The sequence below is a fragment of the Dellaglioa kimchii genome (assembly GCF_046115505.1).
GTDB lineage: Bacteria > Bacillota > Bacilli > Lactobacillales > Lactobacillaceae > Dellaglioa > Dellaglioa kimchii.
In genome coordinates this window covers 903,639-927,672 of sequence record NZ_CP170736.1, presented here as the reverse complement: position 1 = coordinate 927,672, position 24,034 = coordinate 903,639, and the positions used below count along the sequence as shown (strand labels likewise).

15 protein-coding genes, 4 tRNA genes and 4 rRNA genes are annotated in these 24,034 nt (G+C 37.4%); 22 read left to right on the top strand and 1 reads right to left on the bottom strand.

Annotated elements, in window-relative coordinates:
- The first annotated feature begins 14 nt into the window (after positions 1-14).
- The 20 genes from tilS (at position 15) to ACE83Q_RS04615 (ending at position 20,638) form a co-directional block, all read left to right on the top strand.
- Positions 15-1,382, top strand: coding sequence for a tRNA lysidine(34) synthetase TilS (gene tilS, locus ACE83Q_RS04710; RefSeq protein WP_409021577.1), 1,368 nt, complete (start codon positions 15-17; stop codon positions 1,380-1,382).
- A 5-nt stretch (positions 1,383-1,387) separates the two neighbouring features.
- The gene (gene hpt / locus ACE83Q_RS04705; RefSeq protein WP_409021576.1) at positions 1,388-1,927 is read left to right on the top strand and encodes a hypoxanthine phosphoribosyltransferase; all 540 of its coding nucleotides are present in this window, start codon (positions 1,388-1,390) and stop codon (positions 1,925-1,927) included.
- A gap of 93 nt (positions 1,928-2,020) precedes the next feature.
- Positions 2,021-4,099, top strand: coding sequence for an ATP-dependent zinc metalloprotease FtsH (gene ftsH, locus ACE83Q_RS04700; RefSeq protein WP_409021575.1), 2,079 nt, complete (start codon positions 2,021-2,023; stop codon positions 4,097-4,099).
- Positions 4,100-4,176: 77 nt separating this feature from the next.
- The gene (gene hslO / locus ACE83Q_RS04695) at positions 4,177-5,061 is read left to right on the top strand and encodes an Hsp33 family molecular chaperone HslO (protein ID WP_409021574.1); all 885 of its coding nucleotides are present in this window, start codon (positions 4,177-4,179) and stop codon (positions 5,059-5,061) included.
- Between the two features lie 71 nt (positions 5,062-5,132).
- Entirely contained in the window at positions 5,133-6,143 is a 1,011-nt protein-coding gene (dusB, locus tag ACE83Q_RS04690) for a tRNA dihydrouridine synthase DusB (RefSeq protein ID WP_409021573.1), read from the top strand.
- Positions 6,144-6,214: 71 nt separating this feature from the next.
- Positions 6,215-7,714, top strand: coding sequence for a lysine--tRNA ligase (lysS, locus tag ACE83Q_RS04685; RefSeq protein WP_409021572.1), 1,500 nt, complete (start codon positions 6,215-6,217; stop codon positions 7,712-7,714).
- A 453-nt stretch (positions 7,715-8,167) separates the two neighbouring features.
- Positions 8,168-9,728, top strand: a 16S ribosomal RNA gene (locus ACE83Q_RS04680).
- Positions 9,729-9,920: 192 nt separating this feature from the next.
- Positions 9,921-12,840 (top strand): 23S ribosomal RNA (locus tag ACE83Q_RS04675).
- Positions 12,841-12,925: 85 nt separating this feature from the next.
- Positions 12,926-13,041: ribosomal RNA gene (gene rrf, locus ACE83Q_RS04670) — 5S ribosomal RNA — on the top strand.
- Between the two features lie 56 nt (positions 13,042-13,097).
- Positions 13,098-13,169 (top strand) — tRNA-Glu (locus ACE83Q_RS04665).
- 5 nt (positions 13,170-13,174) lie between these two features.
- A tRNA-Thr gene (locus ACE83Q_RS04660) sits at positions 13,175-13,247 on the top strand.
- Positions 13,248-13,286: 39 nt separating this feature from the next.
- A 5S ribosomal RNA gene (gene rrf / locus ACE83Q_RS04655) occupies positions 13,287-13,402 on the top strand.
- The 16S, 23S and 5S rRNA genes sit together here with 2 tRNA genes alongside, the layout of an rRNA operon.
- Positions 13,403-13,836: 434 nt before the next feature.
- The gene (locus ACE83Q_RS04650; protein ID WP_409021571.1) at positions 13,837-15,294 is read left to right on the top strand and encodes a peptide MFS transporter; all 1,458 of its coding nucleotides are present in this window, start codon (positions 13,837-13,839) and stop codon (positions 15,292-15,294) included.
- 61 nt (positions 15,295-15,355) lie between these two features.
- Positions 15,356-16,180, top strand: a complete 825-nt coding sequence (locus ACE83Q_RS04645) for a metallophosphoesterase (protein ID WP_409021570.1) — start codon at positions 15,356-15,358, stop codon at positions 16,178-16,180.
- A gap of 66 nt (positions 16,181-16,246) precedes the next feature.
- A tRNA-Tyr gene (locus tag ACE83Q_RS04640) sits at positions 16,247-16,330 on the top strand.
- A 14-nt stretch (positions 16,331-16,344) separates the two neighbouring features.
- Positions 16,345-16,416: transfer RNA gene (locus tag ACE83Q_RS04635), tRNA-Gln, on the top strand.
- Positions 16,417-16,528: 112 nt separating this feature from the next.
- The gene (proC, locus tag ACE83Q_RS04630; RefSeq protein WP_409021569.1) at positions 16,529-17,326 is read left to right on the top strand and encodes a pyrroline-5-carboxylate reductase; all 798 of its coding nucleotides are present in this window, start codon (positions 16,529-16,531) and stop codon (positions 17,324-17,326) included.
- 73 nt (positions 17,327-17,399) lie between these two features.
- A complete protein-coding gene (gene nagA, locus ACE83Q_RS04625) occupies positions 17,400-18,527 on the top strand; it encodes an N-acetylglucosamine-6-phosphate deacetylase (RefSeq protein WP_409021568.1) in 1,128 nt (375 codons plus the stop codon).
- Between the two features lie 25 nt (positions 18,528-18,552).
- Positions 18,553-19,254, top strand: a complete 702-nt coding sequence (locus ACE83Q_RS04620; protein WP_409021567.1) for a GntR family transcriptional regulator — start codon at positions 18,553-18,555, stop codon at positions 19,252-19,254.
- A 154-nt stretch (positions 19,255-19,408) separates the two neighbouring features.
- Positions 19,409-20,638 carry a NupC/NupG family nucleoside CNT transporter gene (locus ACE83Q_RS04615; protein ID WP_409021566.1) on the top strand — a complete coding sequence of 410 codons (1,230 nt, stop codon included), beginning with the start codon at positions 19,409-19,411 and terminating at the stop codon, positions 20,636-20,638.
- Positions 20,639-20,678: 40 nt separating this feature from the next.
- Here ACE83Q_RS04615 and ACE83Q_RS04610 read toward each other — a convergent pair whose 3' ends face one another.
- On the bottom strand, positions 20,679-21,425 hold the full coding sequence (locus ACE83Q_RS04610; protein WP_409021565.1) for a WecB/TagA/CpsF family glycosyltransferase: 747 nt from the start codon (positions 21,423-21,425) through the stop codon (positions 20,679-20,681).
- 160 nt (positions 21,426-21,585) lie between these two features.
- On the opposite strand from ACE83Q_RS04610, the gene ACE83Q_RS04605 reads away from it, so the two are divergent.
- Together ACE83Q_RS04605 and nadE are read left to right on the top strand one after the other, a co-directional pair.
- A complete protein-coding gene (locus tag ACE83Q_RS04605) occupies positions 21,586-23,049 on the top strand; it encodes a nicotinate phosphoribosyltransferase (RefSeq protein ID WP_409021564.1) in 1,464 nt (487 codons plus the stop codon).
- A gap of 12 nt (positions 23,050-23,061) precedes the next feature.
- A complete protein-coding gene (nadE, locus tag ACE83Q_RS04600) occupies positions 23,062-23,889 on the top strand; it encodes an ammonia-dependent NAD(+) synthetase (protein ID WP_409021563.1) in 828 nt (275 codons plus the stop codon).
- Positions 23,890-24,034: the final 145 nt, after the last annotated feature.

Here is a 24,034-nt window from a genome sequence, read left to right as displayed (position 1 = left end):
AAAGGAGAAAAGTTTTGCTGAATACAAGATTTGAAGCTCAATATCGGCTACTTGGTAGTCCTGAAAAAATTCTGGTTGCTGTTTCAACAGGTGTTGATTCAATGGTCCTCATGGATTTATTGCAACGATTACCAGATGAAATTCGGCCTGAGATAGGTGTTGCCTACATTGACCATCAGTTAAGAGAGCAGAGCCGTATTGAAACTGAATTTATCGAAAAATATTGTTTAGATAATCAATTTAAATTATATAAAAAAGTTTGGCCAGTACATGAACATGGATTAAATGGTATTGAAAATGCAGCGCGCAAAATGAGATATGATTTTTTTGAGCAAGTAATGGTATCAGAAACTTATGCAACGTTAATGACGGCGCATCAAGCAGATGACCAGCTCGAAACACTTGTTATGAAAGGAATTCGTGGCGGAGATATCAGACAGTTAACGGGTATTAGTCAAACTAGACCATTTGGACCAGGGATGTTAGTTAGACCGTTACTTTCGTTTACAAAACAGACTATTCGGCAGTATGCAAAGCATGAAAACGTTGTTTTTTTTGAAGATGAAACGAATCAATTAAGTGATTTTTTTAGAAATCGAGTTAGAAAAGAAATTATACCGAAAATGATCGAAAATAATAAACAAGTAATTAAGCATGCACAAAATTATGCAGATCAGTTAACGAGCCTATTAGCTTTAGCAGATGAGGCAATTGGTGAAAAAATAAAAGAAATCAAAGATACTTCAGGATTTAAAATTAAAAAATGGGCAGCATTAGAAACAAAGTGGCAAAAACCAATATTAAAAAAAATCGCTGAAGAACATGGTGTTTTTTTGAAAGAAGACCAAATACAGCAAATTAGTCAATTACTGCTGAATGAAAAAAAACCGCAGGGCGAACTTAATTTAGGCAATGATCAATTATTTGTCAAAAAATATGAGTATATGGATTTCATTCAAAAAGATAAAATAATTGAAAGTACTTCTGAAAAAATAATACTTGGTATGAATTTATGGGTTAATTTAAATAATAATGAAAAAATTGGCGTATTTAAAGCTGAAGAGATTAATCTAGATGAAGTAACTATAAAAGATTATATGATGGTTGATCACGCTATTGTTGAACAGGGGCTTAGCTTGAGACATCGATTGCCAGGCGATTATATCGACATAGGGAATAGTGCAAAACAAAAAATAAAAAAAATATTTATTGATCAAAAAATAAGTAGCAATGACCGTAATCAGGCTTGGGTATTAGAAACTAATACTAAGCGAATCATTTGGTTAATAAATTATAAAAAATCTCAATTGTCAGACACCGTTGAAACTGATAAAATACAAGACATAATCGTTTTAAAAAAACAAGGTCAGGGAAGAGGCTAAAGTGTATGGATGAAGATATCAAAAAAGTTCTTTACAGTGAGCAAGAAATTCAAGATGTTACTCGGCGATTAGGAAAACAGATTACCGCTGATTATCAAGGCAAAAATCCATTGCTTGTTTGTATATTAAAGGGCGCCTATCTTTTTATGGCTGATATTGCTAAAAATGTTGCAGATTATGCAGAAGTTGATTTTATGAATGTTTCGAGCTATGGGGATGGTACCGTATCAACTGGTGAGATTAAGATTATCAAAGATTTAGATATTGATGTTAAAGGCAGAGATGTGATTATTGTTGAAGATATCGTGGATACAGGTCAAACTTTAGCGTACTTAATCGACCTGTTTAACAATAGAAATGTAAAATCTGTTAAAGTTTGTTCATTGTTGGATAAACCAGAAGGTCGTAAAGTGACTGTTAACGTTGATTATGCAGGATTTGAAGTTCCAAATGAATTTGTAGTTGGTTATGGATTAGATTATGCTGAAAAATATAGGAACTTACCATATATTGGCGTTTTGAAACCTGAAATTTATACAGAGTAAAATAATGGTCAAAGAATGTCAATTGTGATATAGTGTATCCTATTCAAACGATAGTTGAAATAAAAATAAAGAAAAACGGGCAGGAGAGTAGATATGAAAAACAATCCTAAAAATGGACTTTTTAAAAATAGTTTATTTTACATAGTTATCATGCTTGGGATAATGGGTGTAATGTACTTCTTTTTTGATGGAAACAGCAAAACGGAAACGCAAGAAATTCAATCAAGTGAATTTGTCTCAAAATTACAATCAAACCAAGTGAAATCATTTGATATTCAACCATCAGGTGGTGTCTACAAAATAACAGGGACTTATAAGAAAGCTCAAACAGAAAAGAGCAAGGATACTGGGTTCTCGTTAATTCCAGCTTCAAAGAAAACAACAAAAGTTAAAAACTTTACGTCAACTGTTATTCAAAATGATTCAAATATGGCTCAAATTTTGAAATCATCTGAAGCAACAAAGACAAAAATGGATACAAAAGAAGAACAATCAGATAGTATCTGGTTGCAGTTAGCAATTACGGTTATTCCACTTGTATTAATGGTCGGCTTTTTCTATCTTATGATGGGACAAGCAGGACAAGGTGGCGGTGGTGGCGGTAAGGTGATGAACTTTGGTAAATCAAAAACAAAACCTTCCGAGAAAAAAGATAATAAAGTTCGTTTTGCTGATGTTGCCGGTGCTGAAGAAGAGAAGCAAGAACTTGTTGAAGTTGTTGAATTCTTAAAATCACCACGCAAATTTGCTGATTTAGGCGCTCGAATCCCATCAGGTGTTCTCCTAGAGGGACCTCCTGGTACTGGTAAAACTTTACTTGCAAAAGCAGTAGCTGGTGAAGCTGAAGTACCATTTTATTCAATTTCAGGTTCTGATTTCGTTGAAATGTTTGTCGGTGTTGGGGCAAGTCGTGTACGTGATTTGTTCGAAAATGCTAAGAAAACTGCGCCATCAATTATCTTTATTGATGAAATTGATGCTGTCGGACGTCGTCGTGGATCTGGTACTGGTGGCGGTAATGATGAACGTGAACAAACATTGAACCAATTACTTGTTGAGATGGATGGATTTACGGGTACAGAAGGTGTGATTGTAATTGCAGCTACTAACCGTTCTGATGTTCTGGATCCAGCGCTTTTACGTCCTGGTCGTTTTGATCGTAAAGTTTTAGTAGGTCGCCCAGATGTTAAAGGTCGTGAGGCTATTCTTAATGTTCATGCAAAAAACAAACCATTAGCATCTGATGTTGATTTAAAAGTTATTGCTAAACAGACACCTGGATTTGTTGGTGCTGATTTAGAGAATCTTTTAAATGAAGCTGCACTATTAGCTGCTCGTCGTAATAAATCAAAAATTGATGCAAGCGATATGGATGAAGCTGAAGATCGTGTTATTGCGGGACCAGCAAAACGTGATCGTACGATTAATGAAAAAGAACGTCAAACAGTTGCATTCCATGAAGCCGGACATACAATTGTTGGTTTAGTCCTAAATGATGCTAGAGTTGTTCACAAAGTAACAATTGTCCCTCGAGGTCGTGCTGGCGGTTACGCAATCATGTTACCAAAAGAAGATCAAATGTTATTGTCTAAAAAAGATATGAGTGAACAAATTGCTGGGTTAATGGGTGGACGTGCAGCTGAAGAAATTGTTTACAATGAACAATCTTCAGGCGCATCAAATGATTTCCAACAAGCAACACAAATGGCTCGTTCAATGGTTACTGAATATGGAATGAGTGAAAAACTCGGACCTGTTCAATTAGAAGGCAATAGCCAAATGTTCGCTGGTGGTTCAGGTCAACCAAGTGCTGCTTACTCAAGCAATACGGCTGACATTATTGATTCTGAGGTTCGTCGTCTATCTGAAGAAGGTATGAAACTTGCTAAAGAAATTATTGAAGCACATAGAGAACAACATAAATTGATTGCTGATAAGTTATTAGAATTTGAAACACTTGACGAAAAAGAAATTTTAAGCTTGTTCGAAGATGGCAAAATGCCAGAAAAAGACGATGCAAATGAATTTCCAAGTGAAAAAGATGGTTCTTTTGAAGCAACAAAAAAAGAATTAGAACGTAAAGATGCAAAAAAAATAGCTGAAGAAACAGATGAAGTTGATTTATCTAAAACGGTTGTTTTTTACCCCAAAGTGAATAAAGACGATAAATAATCGTTACTTAAGAACTCCGATGGATTATCTATCGGAGTTCTTGTTGGTCTAAAATGAATTATTTAAGGAGAAAACTAATGAAAGATTATCTTGTAAAAAGTTTGGCCTTTGACGGTCAATTAAGAGTATATGCTGTTACTGCGACAAATACGGTTGCTGAAGCACAAAGGAGACATGATACATGGAGTGCAGCATCAGCTGCACTTGGGCGGAGCCTAATAGGAACATTACTATTAAGTACATCTACATTGTCGGCCGATGAAAAAATGACAGTTAAAATTAATGGTGATGGGCCAGTGGGTGCTATTGTGATTGATGGTAATGCTGATGGAACAGTTAAAGGATATCTGAGTGAACCCCACGTTCATTTACCATTAAATGAAAAAAATAAAATTGACGTTAAAGGTGCTGTTGGAACAACTGGATCAATGGCAGTAACAAAAGATATGGGAATGAAGGAACCATTTACGGGGCAAGTCCCATTGGTTTCGGGTGAACTTGGTGAAGATTTTACTTACTATTTAGCTAAATCAGAGCAAATTCCATCTTCAGTTGGATTGTCTGTTTTTGTGAATACGGACAATACAATCGAAGTGGCCGGTGGGTTTATGATTCAAGTAATGCCTGGCGCAACTGATGAAGTTATCGATAATTTAGAAAAAAAATTAGCAGAAATGCCTATGATTTCAGAATTGTTAAGAGATGGTAAAACGCCAGAAGATATTATATATCTGATGTTTGGTAAAGAAAATGTTAATATCTTGGATACAATGCCAGTTGCGTTCGAATGTGATTGTTCAAAAGATAAATTTTATGGTTCATTAGCTAGTTTGCCAAAAAGCGATATCACTGAGATGATTGAATTAGATCATGGTGCCGAAGCAGTTTGTCGTTTTTGTGGAAATCGATATCAATATTCTGAAAATGAACTAATGAAATTATTAGAGGGTTCAGCTAAATAAATTTTATCAATATATGATTTGTGTTATGATACTAAACAATAGTAAGTGTAAAAAACGATGAGGTGAATAGAATGGAATGGAAAATTGGCGATATATTAATTCCTAATCAAGTAGTTGTTGCACCTATGGCAGGTGTAACAAATGCGGCATTCAGAATGATTTGTAAAGATTTTGGTGCTGGATTAGTAGTTTGTGAAATGATTTCTGATAAAGGAATCCAATTTAGAAATAAAAAAACGTTGAGTATGTTGTTTGTAGATCCAAGAGAACATCCAGTTAGCGTACAAATATTTGGCGGAGATAAGGAAACATTGGTTGCTGCTGCTAAGTTTGTTGAAGAACACACGTCAGCCGACATAGTTGATATTAACATGGGTTGTCCTGTGCCTAAAGTAACAAAAACAGACGCAGGCGCACGTTGGTTGCTTGATCCAGATAAAGTATACGAAATGGTTGATGCGGTTACTAATGAGCTGTCAATTCCGGTAACAGTTAAAATGAGAACAGGCTGGGACGAAGATCATATTTTAGCAGTTGAAAATGCCTTAGCTGCTGAACAAGGTGGTGCAGCTGCACTTGCAATGCACGGAAGAACACGTTTCCAGTTGTATAATGGTAAAGCAGATTGGAATATTTTACATGAAGTTAAAAGTAATTTAAAAACAATTCCTTTTATGGGCAATGGTGATATTAAAACACCACAAGACGCAAAGAAAATGTTAGATGAAGTTGGTGCCGATGCTGTTATGATAGGCCGTGCTGCATTAGGAAATCCGTGGATGATTAGGCAAACAGCAACATACCTTGAAACAGGTGAACTCATTGATGAACCTTCAGCATCTGAGAAAATTTTAGTTGCTAAAGAACATTTGCACGCACTTTGCCAGATAAAGGGTGAGGTTATTGGACCTAAAGAATTTAGAAGCCAAGCAGCATACTACTTAAAAGGTATTTCACGTTCAGCTCGTGCTAAAGCGGCATTGAATGAAGCAAATTCAGAAGCTTCTATGATAACGATATTTGATAAATTTTTAGAAGATACAAAAGAACGTGAATTCAAATTAATGCAAAAAGAAGCATAGAATTAGTTGCATTTTACAGGGTTAATTGGCATGATAGTAAGTGAAATATGTAATTAAGTGAGGGATATAATATGGTAAAGCAAGAACAAAGTATGAATGATCAATTAAAGGTACGTCGAGAAAAGGTTGTTGAACTTCGTGAAGTAGGGGTTGATCCATTTGGACACCGCTTTGAACGTAAAGATATGACTAAAGCATTACATGATAAGTATGATGCATTAACTAAAGAAGAACTTGATGGTATGGATATTAAAGCTACTATTGCAGGTAGATTAATGTCTAAACGTGGTAAAGGTAAAGTAAGTTTCGCTGATATTCAGGATAAAGATGGACGTTTACAATTATATGTCCGTAAAGATGTTGTAGGTGAGGATACATACCATATCTTTAAACGTTCAGATATTGGTGATTTTGTTGGTATAACAGGTGATGTTATGAAAACAGATATGGGTGAATTAACGATTCGTCCAACAGAAGTTACTTTCTTATCAAAAGCCTTACGACCATTACCAGATAAATTTCATGGTTTGCAAAATGTAGAACAAATCTATAGACAAAGATATCTTGATTTAATCACAAATCGTGAAAGTTTTGATCGATTTATGAAACGTAGTCAAATTATTTCAGCAGTAAGACGTTATTTAGATGGTAATGGATATGTTGAAGTTGAAACACCGGTACTGCATAATCAAGCAGGTGGTGCGTCAGCTAAACCATTTACAACACATCATAATGCGCTAGATATTGAACTATACTTGAGAATTGCACTAGAATTACATTTAAAACGACTTATCGTTGGTGGAATGGAAAAAGTATACGAAATTGGTCGAGTGTTCCGTAATGAAGGAATTGATACAAAACATAATCCTGAGTTTACAATGCTTGAAACGTATGTCGCATACTATGATTTTCATGATGTAATGGACGAAACTGAAGGTATTTTCAAAGCAGTCGCAGATGTAATTTCAGATGATGGGATTATTGAATATGATGGAAAAAAAGTAGATTTTAATAAAAAATTTGCAAGAGTTCATATGGTAGATGCCATCAAGTCCGTAACTGGAGTGGATTTTTGGAAAGAAATGTCAGTTGAAGAAGCACAAAAATTGGCAGATGAACATCACGTTAAATATGAAACATATTGGAAAGTTGGCCATATCATTAATGAATTTTTCGAAAAATTTGTTGAAGATACAATTGTTGATCCTACTTTTGTTTATGGACATCCTCTAGAAATTTCGCCTTTAGCAAAGAAAAATGAAGATGATCCAAGATTTACGGATCGTTTTGAAATGTATATTTTAGGTACAGAATATGCTAATGCATTTACTGAGTTAAATGACCCCATTGATCAGAGAGCGCGATTTGAGGCCCAGGTTGAAGAACGTGAAGATGGTAACGATGAAGCGGAAGGAATCGACGAAGATTTCATTGAAGCACTCGAATATGGTATGCCACCAACAGGTGGTTTAGGAATTGGGATAGATAGGTTAGTCATGTTAATGACTGATGCACAATCTATCAGAGATGTGTTATTATTTCCAACTATGAGACCAGATGATAATCAATAAATGTTTTTAGAATATTTTATAGGATTATTTTTGATGAATAATATTATTATGAGAGTATTGTCGCTATGTGACAATACTCTTTTTTACTTTTATTTCAGCAGTAAAAGTAATAATACAACGTGATGTATGCGATTACATTCATTAATTTAGATTTAATTTAAATAAAGGCTTGACGAAGGTGATTATTCTTGGTAAAGTAATAAACGTTGCTTCAGTAGTAAACAACTAATTCAAATGTGACCAGTTAATTAATTAAAAAAGTTCTTGACAATTAACGAAATCCTTGATATGATATAAAAGTTGTCAAAAGCAACCAAGTAGATCTTTGAAAACTGAACAAATTTTCGACAAATCAAATGTGTAGGGTCTCTTAACTAAGAGTTAAGAGCAAACATTTGCGAAGTCAATTCGCTAGTTTCAAAAAGTAACAAAACAATAAGAGCAATCAACTTTTTATATGAGAGTTTGATCCTGGCTCAGGATGAACGCTGGCGGCGTGCCTAATACATGCAAGTCGAACGCATTATCTTCACCGAGTGCTTGCACTCACCGAAGGTAATGAGTGGCGAACGGGTGAGTAACACGTGGGTAACCTGCCCAAAAGAGGGGGATAACACTTGGAAACAGGTGCTAATACCGCATAATTTGTTAAACCGCATGGTTTGATAATGAAAGACGGCGTAAGCTGTCACTTTTGGATGGACCCGCGGCGTATTAGCTAGTTGGTGAGGTAAAGGCCCACCAAGGCAATGATACGTAGCCGACCTGAGAGGGTGATCGGCCACATTGGGACTGAGACACGGCCCAAACTCCTACGGGAGGCAGCAGTAGGGAATCTTCCACAATGGACGAAAGTCTGATGGAGCAACGCCGCGTGAGTGAAGAAGGTTTTCGGATCGTAAAGCTCTGTTGTTAGAGAAGAATGTAGGTAAGAGTAACTGTTTACCTAGTGACGGTATCTAACCAGAAAGCCACGGCTAACTACGTGCCAGCAGCCGCGGTAATACGTAGGTGGCAAGCGTTATCCGGATTTATTGGGCGTAAAGCGAACGCAGGCGGTTTTTTAAGTCTGATGTGAAAGCCTTCGGCTCAACCGAAGAAATGCATTGGAAACTGGATAACTTGAGTGCAGAAGAGGAGAGTGGAACACCATGTGTAGCGGTGAAATGCGTAGATATATGGTAGAACACCAGTGGCGAAAGCGGCTCTCTGGTCTGTAACTGACGCTGAGGTTCGAAAGCATGGGTAGCAAACAGGATTAGATACCCTGGTAGTCCATGCCGTAAACGATGAGTGCTAAGTGTTGGAGGGTTTCCGCCCTTCAGTGCTGCAGCTAACGCATTAAGCACTCCGCCTGGGGAGTACGACCGCAAGGTTGAAACTCAAAGGAATTGACGGGGGCCCGCACAAGCGGTGGAGCATGTGGTTTAATTCGAAGCAACGCGAAGAACCTTACCAGGTCTTGACATCTTCTGACAAACCTAGAGATAGGCCGTTCCCTTCGGGGACAGAATGACAGGTGGTGCATGGTTGTCGTCAGCTCGTGTCGTGAGATGTTGGGTTAAGTCCCGCAACGAGCGCAACCCTTATTATTAGTTGCCAGCATTTAGTTGGGCACTCTAATGAGACTGCCGGTGACAAACCGGAGGAAGGTGGGGATGACGTCAAATCATCATGCCCCTTATGACCTGGGCTACACACGTGCTACAATGGACGGTACAACGAGTTGCGAGACCGCGAGGTTAAGCTAATCTCTTAAAGCCGTTCTCAGTTCGGATTGTAGGCTGCAACTCGCCTACATGAAGTTGGAATCGCTAGTAATCGCGGATCAGAATGCCGCGGTGAATACGTTCCCGGGCCTTGTACACACCGCCCGTCACACCATGAGAGTTTGTAACACCCAAAGCCGGTGAGGTAACCTTTTAGGAGCCAGCCGTCTAAGGTGGGACAGATGATTAGGGTGAAGTCGTAACAAGGTAGCCGTAGGAGAACCTGCGGCTGGATCACCTCCTTTCTAAGGAATATTACGGAAACCTACACACTTGTCGAAAATTTGTTTAGTTTTGAGGGGTTTACTCTCAAAAAATTTGTTCTTTGAAAACTAGATAATATTTATTAAATTTTTAAGCAATAAGCCGAGAAACACCGCGTTTTATTAGTTAAGAACGTAGTTCTTAACAAAACCACTTTGCTTTAAGTAAAGTTAGGTTAAGTTATCAAGGGCGCATGGTGAATGCCTTGGCACTAGGAGCCGATGAAGGACGGGACTAACACCGATATGCTTCGGGGAGCTGTAAGTAAGCTTTGATCCGGAGATTTCCGAATGGGGGAACCCAGCAGTTTTAATCGACTGTTACTATTAACTGAATACATAGGTTATATAGAGGTAAACGCAGGGAACTGAAACATCTAATTACCTGCAGGAATAGAAAGAAAAATCGATTCCCTAAGTAGCGGCGAGCGAACAGGGAAGAGCCCAAACCAAGAAGCTTGCTTCTTGGGGTTGTAGGACTGCTCATTTGAGTTACCAAAGATTTTTATAGTAGAAGAGTCTGGGAAGACTCGCCGTAGAGGGTGATAGCCCCGTATACTAAATGAAAATCTCTCAGAGCAGTATCCTGAGTACGGCGGAACACGAGAAATTCCGTCGGAATCCGGGAGGACCATCTCCCAAGGCTAAATACTCCCTAGTGACCGATAGTGAACCAGTACCGTGAGGGAAAGGTGAAAAGCACCCCGGAAGGGGAGTGAAATAGTTCCTGAAACCATGTGCCTACAAATAGTTAGAGCCCGTTAATGGGTGATAGCGTGCCTTTTGTAGAATGAACCGGCGAGTTACGTTTGCTTGCGAGGTTAAGTTGATAAGACGGAGCCGTAGCGAAAGCGAGTCTGAATAGGGCGCCATAGTAAGTAGACGTAGACCCGAAACCAAGTGACCTACCCATGTCCAGGTTGAAGGTGCGGTAAAACGCACTGGAGGACCGAACTCATGTATGTTGAAAAATGCTGAGATGAGGTGTGGGTAGCGGAGAAATTCCAAACGAACTTGGAGATAGCTGGTTCTCTCCGAAATAGCTTTAGGGCTAGCCTCGGAATTAAGAATCATGGAGGTAGAGCCACTGTTTGGACTAGGGGCCCATCTAGGGTTACTGAATTCAGATAAACTCCGAATGCCATTGATTTATATCCGGGAGTCAGACTGCGAGTGATAAGATCCGTAGTCGAAAGGGAAACAGCCCAGACCACCAATTAAGGTCCCAAAATACATGTTAAGTGGAAAAGGATGTGGAATTGCACAGACAACTAGGATGTTGGCTCAGAAGCAGCCACCATTTAAAGAGTGCGTAATAGCTCACTAGTCGAGTGATTCTGCGCCGAAAATGTACCGGGGCTAAACATGTTACCGAAATTGTGGATGGAACCCATTAGGGTTCCGTGGTAGGAGAGCGTTCTAAGGGCAACGAAGCTAGACCGTAAGGACTGGTGGAGCGCTTAGAAGTGAGAATGCCGGTATGAGTAGCGAAAGACAGGTGAGAATCCTGTCCACCGAATGACTAAGGTTTCCTGGGGAAGGCTCGTCCTCCCAGGGTTAGTCGGGACCTAAGTCGAGGCCGAGAGGCGTAGACGATGGATAACAGGTTGAGATTCCTGTACTAGTTATATTTGTTTGAACGATGGAGGGACGCAGCAGGCTAAGGAAGCGCACTGATGGATATGTGCGTCCAAGCAATAAGTCTGAAGTTGAGTTAAATGCTTAACTTTAAGGACAAGTTGTGATGGGGAGCGAAATTAAGTAGCGAAGTAACTGATGTCACACTGCCAAGAAAAGCTTCTAGTTAGAATATAACTACCCGTACCGCAAACCGACACAGGTAGTCGAGGAGAGTATCCTAAGGTGTGCGAGAGAACTCTCGTTAAGGAACTCGGCAAAATGACCCCGTAACTTCGGGAGAAGGGGTGCTGACCGAAAGGTCAGCCGCAGTGAATAGGCCCAAACGACTGTTTATCAAAAACACAGGTTTCTGCAAAATCGTAAGATGACGTATAGGGGCTGACGCCTGCCCGGTGCTGGAAGGTTAAGAGGATGAGTTAGCTTCGGCGAAGCCCAGAATTGAAGCCCCAGTAAACGGCGGCCGTAACTATAACGGTCCTAAGGTAGCGAAATTCCTTGTCGGGTAAGTTCCGACCCGCACGAAAGGCGTAACGATTTGGGCACTGTCTCAACGAGAGACTCGGTGAAATTATAATACCCGTGAAGATGCGGGTTACCCGCGACAGGACGGAAAGACCCCATGGAGCTTTACTGTAGCTTGATATTGAGTGTTTGTATAACTTGTACAGGATAGGTAGGAGCCGTAGAGACCGGAACGCTAGTTTCGGAGGAGGCATTGGTGGGATACTACCCTCGTTGTATGAACACTCTAACCCTCGCCACTAATCGTGGTGGGAGACAGTGTCAGGTGGGCAGTTTGACTGGGGCGGTCGCCTCCTAAAAGGTAACGGAGGCGCCCAAAGGTTCCCTCAGAATGGTTGGAAATCATTCGCAGAGTGTAAAGGCACAAGGGAGCTTGACTGCGAGACTTACAGGTCGAGCAGGGACGAAAGTCGGGCTTAGTGATCCGGTGGTTCCGTATGGAAGGGCCATCGCTCAACGGATAAAAGCTACCCTGGGGATAACAGGCTTATCTCCCCCAAGAGTCCACATCGACGGGGAGGTTTGGCACCTCGATGTCGGCTCATCGCATCCTGGGGCTGTAGTCGGTCCCAAGGGTTGGGCTGTTCGCCCATTAAAGCGGTACGCGAGCTGGGTTCAGAACGTCGTGAGACAGTTCGGTCCCTATCCGTCGCGGGCGTAGGAAATTTGAGAGGAGCTGTCCTTAGTACGAGAGGACCGGGATGGACATACCTCTGGTGTACCAGTTGTTCTGCCAAGGGCATCGCTGGGTAGCTATGTATGGATGAGATAAACGCTGAAAGCATCTAAGTGTGAAGCTCACCTCGAGATTAGATTTCCCATTCCTTTATGGAAGTAAGACCCCTGAAAGATTATCAGGTAGATAGGTTGGAAGTGGAAGTACAGTGATGTATGGAGCGGACCAATACTAATCGGTCGAGGACTTAACCACAAAGTGGTGTGAAACGGTGTACGGCTTAAAAATCAATGATAAATATTAGCTAGTTTTGAGAGAATAAGTTTTCTCAAAAAAAGAGTGTGGTGGCGATAGCAAGAAGGATACACCTGTTCCCATGTCGAACACAGAAGTTAAGCTTCTTAGCGCCAAGAGTAGTTGGGGGTCGCCCCCTGCGAGGGTAGGACGTTGCCATGCTAATAATAAATTTAAAAATGTGCTAATCTAACTGATTAACACATTTTTATGTATATGACCCGTTGGTCAAGTGGTTAAGACACCGCCCTTTCACGGCGGTAACATGGGTTCAAATCCCGTACGGGTCATTTTCGCCGGCTTAGCTCAGTTGGTAGAGCATCGGTATCGTAAACCGAGGGTCACAGGTTCGACTCCTGCAGCCGGCATTAGTGGTTGCAAAATTGTTTTATGTATTAGTAAAAGAGTGTGGTGGCGATAGCAAGAAGGATACACCTGTTCCCATGTCGAACACAGAAGTTAAGCTTCTTAGCGCCAAGAGTAGTTGGGGGTCGCCCCCTGCGAGGGTAGGACGTTGCCATGCTAATAGAAATAAAACAATAAAATTTTACGACCGTTGCTGAATAAAAAAAGCATTGTCACTCTGTGACAATGCTTTTTTTATGGGTTTATTTTTCATTATAAAGGAAACATGGTTCCTAAAATTACTAGATCCGTAAGCATTACGTTTAATAATTTTCAATTTATTGTTAGTATCTTCAAGTAGACCATATAAAATGCTTCGTCACTTGATAGATTATTCTAGCACAAATAGCAGATACTATAGATCATTTTTTGTTACACTATTACTTAATAATGGACATGAAATCTTTCACATATTGGAAAGACGTTAAATGATAAAACAAGTAGTAAATGATGAGATATAAGTAAAAATTTGATTTGACTATTGATATATGTACATTGTATAATGTGTAATGCATTAAAATACATACACTAGATTTATATCGGAGGAAGTCCATGAAAAATAAAGATACGGCCTTTTTTGGTCATCCTAGAGGATTATCAACACTATTCTTTACAGAAATGTGGGAACGATTCAGTTATTACGGAATGCGCGCAATTCTTTTATACTATATGATTTCAGAAGTGGATGGGCTTGGTTATAATCAAGCTACAGCCATGTCAATTATGTCCATTTATGGATCATTAATTTATTTATCAGGTGTCATTGGAGGATTCGTTAGTGATCGCCTTTGGGGTAGTAGAAAAACAGTGTTTATTGGTGGAATACTAATAATGCTAGGACATATTGTTCTTGCAACACCCTTTAAATCAGTTGCTTTATTCATATCTATCGCGTTAATCGTATTGGGAACAGGGTTGTTAAAACCTAATGTTTCTGAAATGGTTGGTGGATTATACAATAGTAAGGATCCAAGACGTGATTCTGGTTTCAGTATCTTTGTATCTGGGATTAATATTGGTGCTTTGATTGCACCATTGCTAGTTGGATGGGTTGGTCAAGAATATAATTACCACGTTGGATTCTCTTTAGCAGCTATTGGGATGTTTTTCGGCTTAGTTCAATATTACTTTGACGGAAGAAAATATTTAACAAAAGATAGTTTATATCCTAATGACCCAATTCAACCTAACGAATTATCAACTATTCTTAAAAAGTCTTCAATCGGTATTATAGCTTTAGCTTTAATTTTAGTTATTATGTTCCTATTTAAGTCATTAAATATTACGAATGTCATTCTTTTAATTACAATTCTTGCAGTTATCATTCCTGTCTATTACTTTACAATGATGCTAACAAGTAAGAAAACAACAAAAATTGAACGATCAAGACTTACAGCGTATATTCCGTTATTTATTGCCAGTATCTTATTCTGGTCAATTGAAGAACAAGGTTCAGTTGTTTTAGCAATGTTTGCATCAACTAGAACGCAGTTAAGTGCTTTTGGATTTACTTTCCCAGCTAGTTTCTTTCAAAGCATGAATCCGTTATTCATTTTAATCTATGTACCAATATTTGCTTGGTTATGGGTTAAATTAGGATCAAAACAACCTAGTTCTCCAGCTAAATTTTCAATTGGTTTAGTATTTGCTGGAGCATCATTCCTTTGGATGATGTTACCTGGTGTTCTTTTTGGAACAGATACTAAAGTTGGACCATTATGGTTAGTTGCTAGTTGGATGATGGTTATGCTTGGTGAAGTTTTGGTTTCTCCAGTCGGATTATCAATTACTACTAAACTTGCACCAAAAAGTTTTCAATCTCAAATGATGAGTGTGTGGTTCTTGAGTGATGCTGTTGCTCAAGCATTGAATTCACAAATTGTTCGGTTATACACACCCGCTACTGAATCAATGTACTTTGCTGTAGTTGGTGGAATTACTGTTGCCTTTGGTATTATGTTGAGTTTCTTTATTCCAAGAATTCATAAATTAATGGAAGGCGTTAATTAAATAGATTTTTAATGAAAGATATGTTAATTTTTAATTAACATATCTTTTTTTGGAGGGAAATATGACAATTATCGCAACTAGTAGTGATAATCACTTTGATATTAATAAAGTTGATGTGGATATCATTATCGATGAACAAGTAAATTATCTATTAGCGAGAAATATTGAGTATTATCTTATTACAGGAGATTTATTTAATGATTTTAATAAAACGATTGATTATATTATTAAATTGAAAAAAAAGTTAAATAATAAAATTGTTGTCTTATTTATTGCAGGTAACCATGACATGGTTAAAAATGTAACATTTGATGAGCTAGAAAGTGTAGTGAATGATTCTTATCTCCATAATCAATATTTGGATATCTCCGGCACTGAATGGCGAATTATAGGTAATAATGGTTGGTACGATTATAGCTACTCAAAACAGCTAAAACGGTCTGATAAAGAAATGCTACATTGGAAAACAAACTATTGGATTGATCGTAAAATTGTTCAACCGATGTCAGATGTCGAGAGATTTAAATTAAGTTTAAGACAAACTGAAAAATTATTGTGTAATGCGAAACAATTAAATAAAAAAATAATATTTATGACTCATTTTGTACCTAATGAATTGTATATTAAAATTAATAATGATAATCGCTTCTGGAATGTTGCAAACGGCATGTTAGGTAGTCAAAAGATGGGAAATCTGTTAGAATACTATAAAGTAGAAAAAGTTTTATTTGGGCACCTTCATATCAAACATGATCCTATCCAAGTTAATGAAACGATGTATTATACGAAGCCAGTGGGATATGGGCGGAAAAAATATAACGAGTGGACGAAAAATACGTTCTTTGATGAGTGGAAATTTACGTTGCAAATAATTAATTTAAAATAATTGAAAAAAAAGCTTGATTTTTAATCCATTTATTTGTATGATAGTTAAGTCGGATAAAGCTGATATGGAAGAGTAGCGAAGAGGCTAAACGCGGCGGACTGTAAATCCGCTCCTTCGGGTTCGGTGGTTCGAATCCACTCTCTTCCACCATTATTTTATAATATTGGGTTATAGCCAAGCGGTAAGGCAACAGGTTTTGATCCTGTCATGCGATGGTTCGAATCCATCTAACCCAACTAGCTAAAAGCAGATACTTAGGTATCTGCTTTTTTGTTTCATTTGTAATTTTATTTTTTTTTGCGGTATGATGGGGATAGTAATTAAATATAATAATGAAATGAGGAAACTATGAAAATTGGATTTATTGGAGCTGGTAATATGGCTCGAGCAATTATTGAAGGTTTAGTAGAAGCGGATTTTACTGCGCCAAAAGAAATTTTGGTACACAGTGCACGAGAGTCCAGCTATGTACCTTACGCTGAAGCTAACGGATTTACGGCGTTAGGTAGTAATGCTCAGGTGGTTAGTGAGGCTGACGTTGTTTTTCTTGCTGTTAAGCCAATTATCTTAGGTAAAGTTTTAGCAGAAATTAAAGAGTCAGTGAAAAAAAATAAACCTATGCTAATTTCTATTGTATCAGGTGTTTCAATTTCTGAAATAGAACTAGAATTGGATAATTCTTCAGTTGGTATCTTAAGAACAATGCCAAACGTTAATGCAACGGTATCTGCAAGTATGACTGCCCTAGTTGGTAATGATGTATTAACAGATGAGCAAATGAAACAAGGTATTGATTTATTTGATACTATTGGTGAAACGATGGAGGTTGCTGAACAAGATTTTAGCACGTTTGTGGCTCTTGCTGGTAGCTCACCAGCATTTATTTACTTATTTATTGATACGCTTGCCCGTGCAGGCGTTAAATATGGTTTACCAAAAGATAAAGCAACTAAGATTGCTGCTCAAGCTGTACTAGGCAGTGCAAAAAAGGTCTTAGCTACTGATGAAGTTCCATGGAAGTTGATTGACGAAGTTTCATCTCCGGGTGGCACAACTATTGCTGGATTACTTGCAATGGAAGAGGCTGGATTTATGAATTCTATTATTAAAGCAGTTGATGCCACTGTGGCTAAAGACAAAAACTAAATTTGATATGACCTTGTTTTTTTGGTCTATACCGATTATACTAAGTTTATAAATTGAAGGGATGGCGGATAAGATGAGTATTGTTTTAAAACATGCAGTTATCTACACGGGTTCAGAAAAAATTGAAGATGCATATATTCGATTTGATAAACAAATTAGTGCAATAGGGCCAATGAGTGAATACAAAGCTTTAGCGTCTGATGAAGTTAGAGATGTAGAAGGAAAAATTATTGTTCCTGGATTTATTGATGTCCACAGCCATGGTGGATATAGTTTTGATGCTATGGATGGTGATTCTAAACAAATTAATGAAATGGTTACCGATATGATTCATGAAGGTGTTACGACTTATTTCGCAACAACAATGACACAATCACATGAGAATATTGCTAAAGCTATGGTTGGTATCAAAAAAGCTGCTGAAGTGAACCCAGTTATTCAAGGAATTCATCTTGAAGGGCCATTTATTTCTCCTGTTTTTAAAGGTGCACAGCCTGAAGAATATATTGAGGCACCTGATACAAAGTTATTTGATAAATGGAATGAATTATCAGGACATATGATTAAATTAGTGACTTATGCACCAGAACATAAAACGTCACCTGAATTTGAAGAATATTGTATCAAGAATGGTATCGTACCTTCAGTGGGCCATAGTAACGCTACTCGCGAAGAAATGAAACATTCTCGAGCAAGTCATGTCACTCATTTATACAATGCACAACGCGAATTTAAGCATCGTGAACCAGGTGTAACTGGACATGCATTTTTAGAGGATAATATTTATACAGAAATCATCGCTGATGGCTTTCATATTGTGCCAGATATGATTAAACTAGCATATGATTTAAAAGGACCTAAACGAATTGAATTAATTACTGACTCGATGCGTGCTAAAGGGATGCCTGAAGGCTTAAGCGAACTTGGCGGACAAAAAGTTATCGTTAAAGATAAACAAGCAAGATTAGAATCTGGTAATTTAGCAGGGTCTGTTTTACAATATCAAGATGCATTTAAAAATATTATGAAATTTACTGGTTGTGGTATTGAAGAAGCTGTATTGATGAGTTCTGTCAATCAAGCTAGAGAATTCAATTTAACATCAAAAGGTGCTATTGAAATCGGAAAAGATGCTGATTTGAACTTATTTGATGCTAACATGCAACTAGAAAGCACATATAGTTTTGGACGTAAATTTTAATAAAAGGTTAGGATGGTAATTGTTAATGGGATCCCCCATATATATTCAAATTCATAATGAAATGAAAAAAACAATTGAATCTGGTGAATGGGAAGTTGGCAATCGTATTCCGGCTGAACGTGAACTTGCTGTTGTATTTGGTGTCAGCAGAATGACGCTTAGACAGGCAATTCAAACCTTGGTAGATGAAGGTATTCTAGAACGTCATGTTGGTGATGGAACCTATGTTGCTCGTAAGAAGGTTCAAGAAAAAATGTCAGGCGTGACTAGTTTTACTGACCTAATGGCTGAACAGGGGAAAGTGGCTTCAAGTAAGACGATCACTTATCATGTTACAACGCCCTCATTAAGTGAAATTGAAAAATTACAATTAATCGATGGCGAACTAGTATTACGAATGGAACGAATTCGTTATGCTGATGGTTTACCGATTTGTTTTGAAGTTGCTACGGTTCCTAATAAATTAGTTGAGGGTTATAGTAAAACTGAAATTACGAGCTCTTTGTATCGAACATTGGAAGAAAAAGCCAATTTAACATTGGGAGGGGCACAACAGACAGTGTCTGCTATGTCAGCTGCTGAAAATATAGCAGATTATCTCTCAATAAAGCGTGGTGAAGCGATTTTGAGGCTTCGTCAAGTTAGCTTTTTGAAAAATGGTGAACCTTTTGAATATGTTCGGACACAATATGTAGGGAATCGCTTTGAATTTTATCTAGAAAAATAAAGTTTAAGAAATTATTAATTGCTCTCTTTCAACCATATCAATGGATGAGATAGAGTAATTTTTTTTTAGAGAAATCTGTTCGATTGACATCAATTTGAGATAACGCTATATTATTTAAGAGCAAAAAATAAATTATCTGAAGGGGTTTTAAGATATGTACTTATTAGTTAATATTTTCGGTGTTGCCATCTTTATTTTAGTTGCATTTGCGTTTTCCAAGAAAAAGAGAGAAGTCAATTGGAAATCAATCGCAATTATGGTCGTTATTAATTTATTTTTAGCTTGGTTCTTAACAAAATTCTCACTAGGACGCGATCTTGTAGAAGGTGCGGCTAATGGGTTTAATTGGCTAATGCAGGCCGCATATCAAGGTATTCAATTTATGGTGCCCGCTATGCCTAAAGTAACTGATATGGGATTTTTCATGAGTGTTCTATTACCAGTTATTATGATTGTGCCATTGTTTGACATTTTAACTTACATTGGTGTTCTTCCATTTATTATTAAGTGGATTGGTCGTGGGTTATCAAAAATTACAGGCCAACCAAAATTTGAATCATTTTTCTCAGTAGAAATGATGTTTTTGGGAAATACTGAAGCATTAGCTGTTTCAAGCCTTCAATTGAAACTAATGAAATCAGAACGAAACTTAACATTGGCCATGATGTCAATGAGTTGTGTGACTGCTTCAATCATTGGTGCTTATACAACAATGATGCCAGGTCAATATATCTTAACAGCTGTTCCAATTAATATTATTAATGCCATTATTATAACAAGTATTTTGAATCCAGTTAATGTGACAGAAGAAGAAGATACAATTGCTGAAATGACAGGTAGTAACTCAAATGATTTAGAAACTTCTGAATCAGATAGTAAAAGAGAACCCTTTTTCGCTTTCTTGGGTGATTCAATTTTAGGTGCTGGTAAGTTAGTATTGATTATTGCAGCAAATGTTATTGCTTTCGTTGCTTTAGCAGCCTTAATTGATAATGTTCTTGGATTAGTTAATCCAAATTTATCACTTGAAAATATTTTAGGTATTATTATGTTCCCATTTGCTTGGTTAATGGGATTCAATCCTTCAGATGCTTTCGAATTAGCACGTTACATGGGTACAAAATTAGTAACAAATGAATTTGTTGTTATGGGACAAGTATCAAGTACGATTAACTCATTTGCACCACATTACAAAGCTGTTTTAACTGTTTTTGTTACATCATTTGCAAACTTTTCAACAATTGGAATGATCATTGGTTGTTTCAAAGGAATTGTGGATAAGGAAAAAAATGATGTTATCGCAAGAAACGTTGGTTACATGCTATTATCTGGTATTCTAGTTTCATTATTATCAGCGGGTATGGTTGGCGTTTTCGTTTGGTAATATAATAATAAGAAAAAAGAACTAAGAAATTTTTAATTTCTTAGTTCTTTTTTTTATGTCCTCTAAATTTTTCTTTGTATATTAGTAATAAGTAACGCGGAATAGCTAGCATTCTAATAAAACGAGTCGGTTCTTGAAATAAACGATAAAGCCACTCAATATGATGATTCTGCCAAAATTGTGGCGCACGATTCACAGTGCCCGCTAAAACATCAAAACTACCACCAACACCCATCCAAATACTATCAGACACTTGGCGATTACGCTGAATAAATTCCTCCTGATTTGGAAAACCTGTTGCAACAAAAACAAAATCAGGCTGAGATATTTTAATGTTACTTACAATATCCTGATCATTTTTGAAATAACCATTATGAAATCCGACTAAATTAATGTTTGGATAATCAGACTTAATCGTTTTGGCAACTTTTTGGATGACCATTTCGGCTGCACCAACTAAGTATATTGATTTTTGATGACTATTAGCCCATTCAAGCAGGCTCATTAAAGTATCATAGCCTGTGATTCGTTCGGGCATAGGAGTGCCTAAAATTGCTGCGCCTTTGATAATACCAATACCATCTGGTGTAACGTAGTCAGCTTGGGTAAGAATTTTTTTATAATCTGGGTGTTGTCGTGCAAATAGAACAATTTCTGGGTTGGCTGTCACGATAAATCGATTTATATGAGCCATCGAATCAGTCGCTATCTGAGTTAAAAAAGCGTCATTAGTTGTATTAATAAATTCGATATCTAATATTTTTGTTTTTTTAAATTTATTTGGCATAATATGTCCTCACTTTTTAAACTTTGTCTCATTATAACAGAAGATAAATTTAAAATAAGTATTGAATATGACGGATTACGGAAAAAATGGTAAAATGTAGATTATAATTTGTGTGCTGGAAAAAATTCTAGTAGTGCATTCATTTTAAAGGAGAAACATCATGGTAAAAAATTACCCAGATGATAGCTATACGTTACATACGGACGTTTATCAGATTAATATGATCCAAACTTACTGGGAAAAAAATATTCATAATCAAAATGCTGTATTTGAAGTTTTCTTCAGAAATTTACCATTTTCTAATGGCTATGCGATTTTTGCAGGCTTAGAACGAGCTATTAATTATATTCAAAATTTAAAATTTTCAGAGACAGATATTGCGTATTTAAGAGAAGTAGCAGGATATCCAGATGATTTTCTTGCCTATTTAAAAGATTTTCATTTTCGCGGCACAATCAGGTCAGCTGTTGAAGGGGAAGTTGTTTTTAACGGAGAACCCATTGTCCAAATAGAGGGTCCTTTAGCAGACTGTCAATTAGTAGAAACGGCATTACTTAACATCATTAATTATCAAACATTAATCGCAACAAAATCAGCTCGTATTAAGGCAGTTGCTGGAAACGACGGTGTATTAGAATTTGGTACAAGACGGGCACAAGAATTTGACGCGGCTATTTGGGGTACACGTGCTGCTTATATTGGTGGATTTGATGCAACTAGCAATGTTCGAGCAGGTAAAATATTTGGCATTCCTATCAGTGGAACGCATGCGCATTCATTAGTTCAAGCATACAGAGATGACTATGATGCTTTTATGGCATATGGGACAACGCATCGTGATTGCGTCTTTTTAGTTGATACATACGATACGTTAAAAAGCGGTGTGCCAAGTGCAATTAAAGTTGCTAAAGAATTAGGCGATAAGATTAATTTTGCTGGCGTACGAATTGATAGTGGAGATATGGCTTACATTTCGAAGCGTGTTCGTGAACAATTAGATGAAGCTGGATTTACAGAAGCTAAAATTTATGCCTCAAATGATTTAGATGAGAAAACAATTACTAATTTAAAAATGCAAGGAGCTAAAATTGACGTCTGGGGCGTTGGAACTAAACTAATAACTGCCTACGATCAACCCGCTTTGGGTGCAGTTTACAAATTAGTAGCCATTGAAGGTGGCGATGGGAATATGGTTGATACTATTAAACTCAGTAATAATGCTGAAAAAGTATCAACACCAGGTAAGAAACAGGTATGGCGTATTACCAATAAAGCTGATGGTAAAACTGAAGGAGATTACATCGCACTATCGGATGAGGAGCCTCAGAAACAAGACTCACTTTATATGTTCCATCAGCAGTATACCTATATCAATAAGTTGGTAACTAACTATAATGCACGACCAATTTTACAAGATATATTTGTTGAAGGTGAACTGGTCTATAATCAGCCTGAATTAGATGCTATTAGAGAATATTCGAGAATTCAATTAGATGGATTATGGGAAGAATATAAGCGTGAATTAAACCCCCAAGATTACCCAGTTGATTTATCACAAAAGGCCTATGATAATAAGATGGCTATCATTCAAAAAATAAGAAATAACATGAACAATATTAAATAAGGGGTGTTAATCTTGACTGACTTACAAAAGAAAATTATTGAAACTTTGAAAGTGAAATCAAGTGTAAATATTGCAGAAGAAATTCGTATGAGTATTGATTTTATGAAAGCTTATTTATTGAAATATCCATTTTTAAAATCTTTAGTGTTAGGAATTTCTGGTGGACAAGATTCAACACTTGCTGGGTATTTAGCACAACAGGCTATTCGTGAGTTACGTGAAGAAACTGGTGATAGCAGTTATCAATTTATCGCAGTTCGACTACCGTATGGCAATCAATCAGATGAATCTGATGCATTAGATGCTATAAAATTTATGCAGGCAGATCAAGTGGTTCGCGTAGACATTAAAGGCGCTACCGATGAAATGGTAACAAGTTTAACGGCAAACAATCTTGAAATTTCTGATTTTAATAAAGGTAATATCAAAGCTCGTCAGCGTATGATTGCTCAATATGGGATTGCTGGTGCAAAGTCAGGTACGGTTGTGGGAACTGACCACGCTGCAGAAGCAATTACTGGATTTTATACTAAATATGGTGACGGAGGTGCTGATATTACACCGCTTTGGCGTTTGAATAAGCGCCAAGGTAGAGAGATGTTAGCTTCGTTGAATACGCCGAAACATCTATATTTAAAAGTACCAACTGCCGATTTAGAAGAGGACCGTCCAGCGCTACCTGATGAAATTGCCTTAGGGGTTACTTACGATAATATTGATGATTATCTTGAAGGCAAGATAATTTCAAAAGAAATTAGTGATAAAATTGAAAATTGGTATTTGAAGACGGAACACAAACGACATCTGCCAATTACTGTTTATGATTCTTTTTGGAAGTAAATAGTTGCGTAAGCTGTTTCATTTCAGTTATAATTAAAGAAATCATAGGGGAGTAACTGGCGGTTATCCGCGGCAATGTCACCAACAAGAAAGTTCTTTTTCTGGTATTGCCTTAAATAGTGAGACTTATGTATGTTTAAAGTTC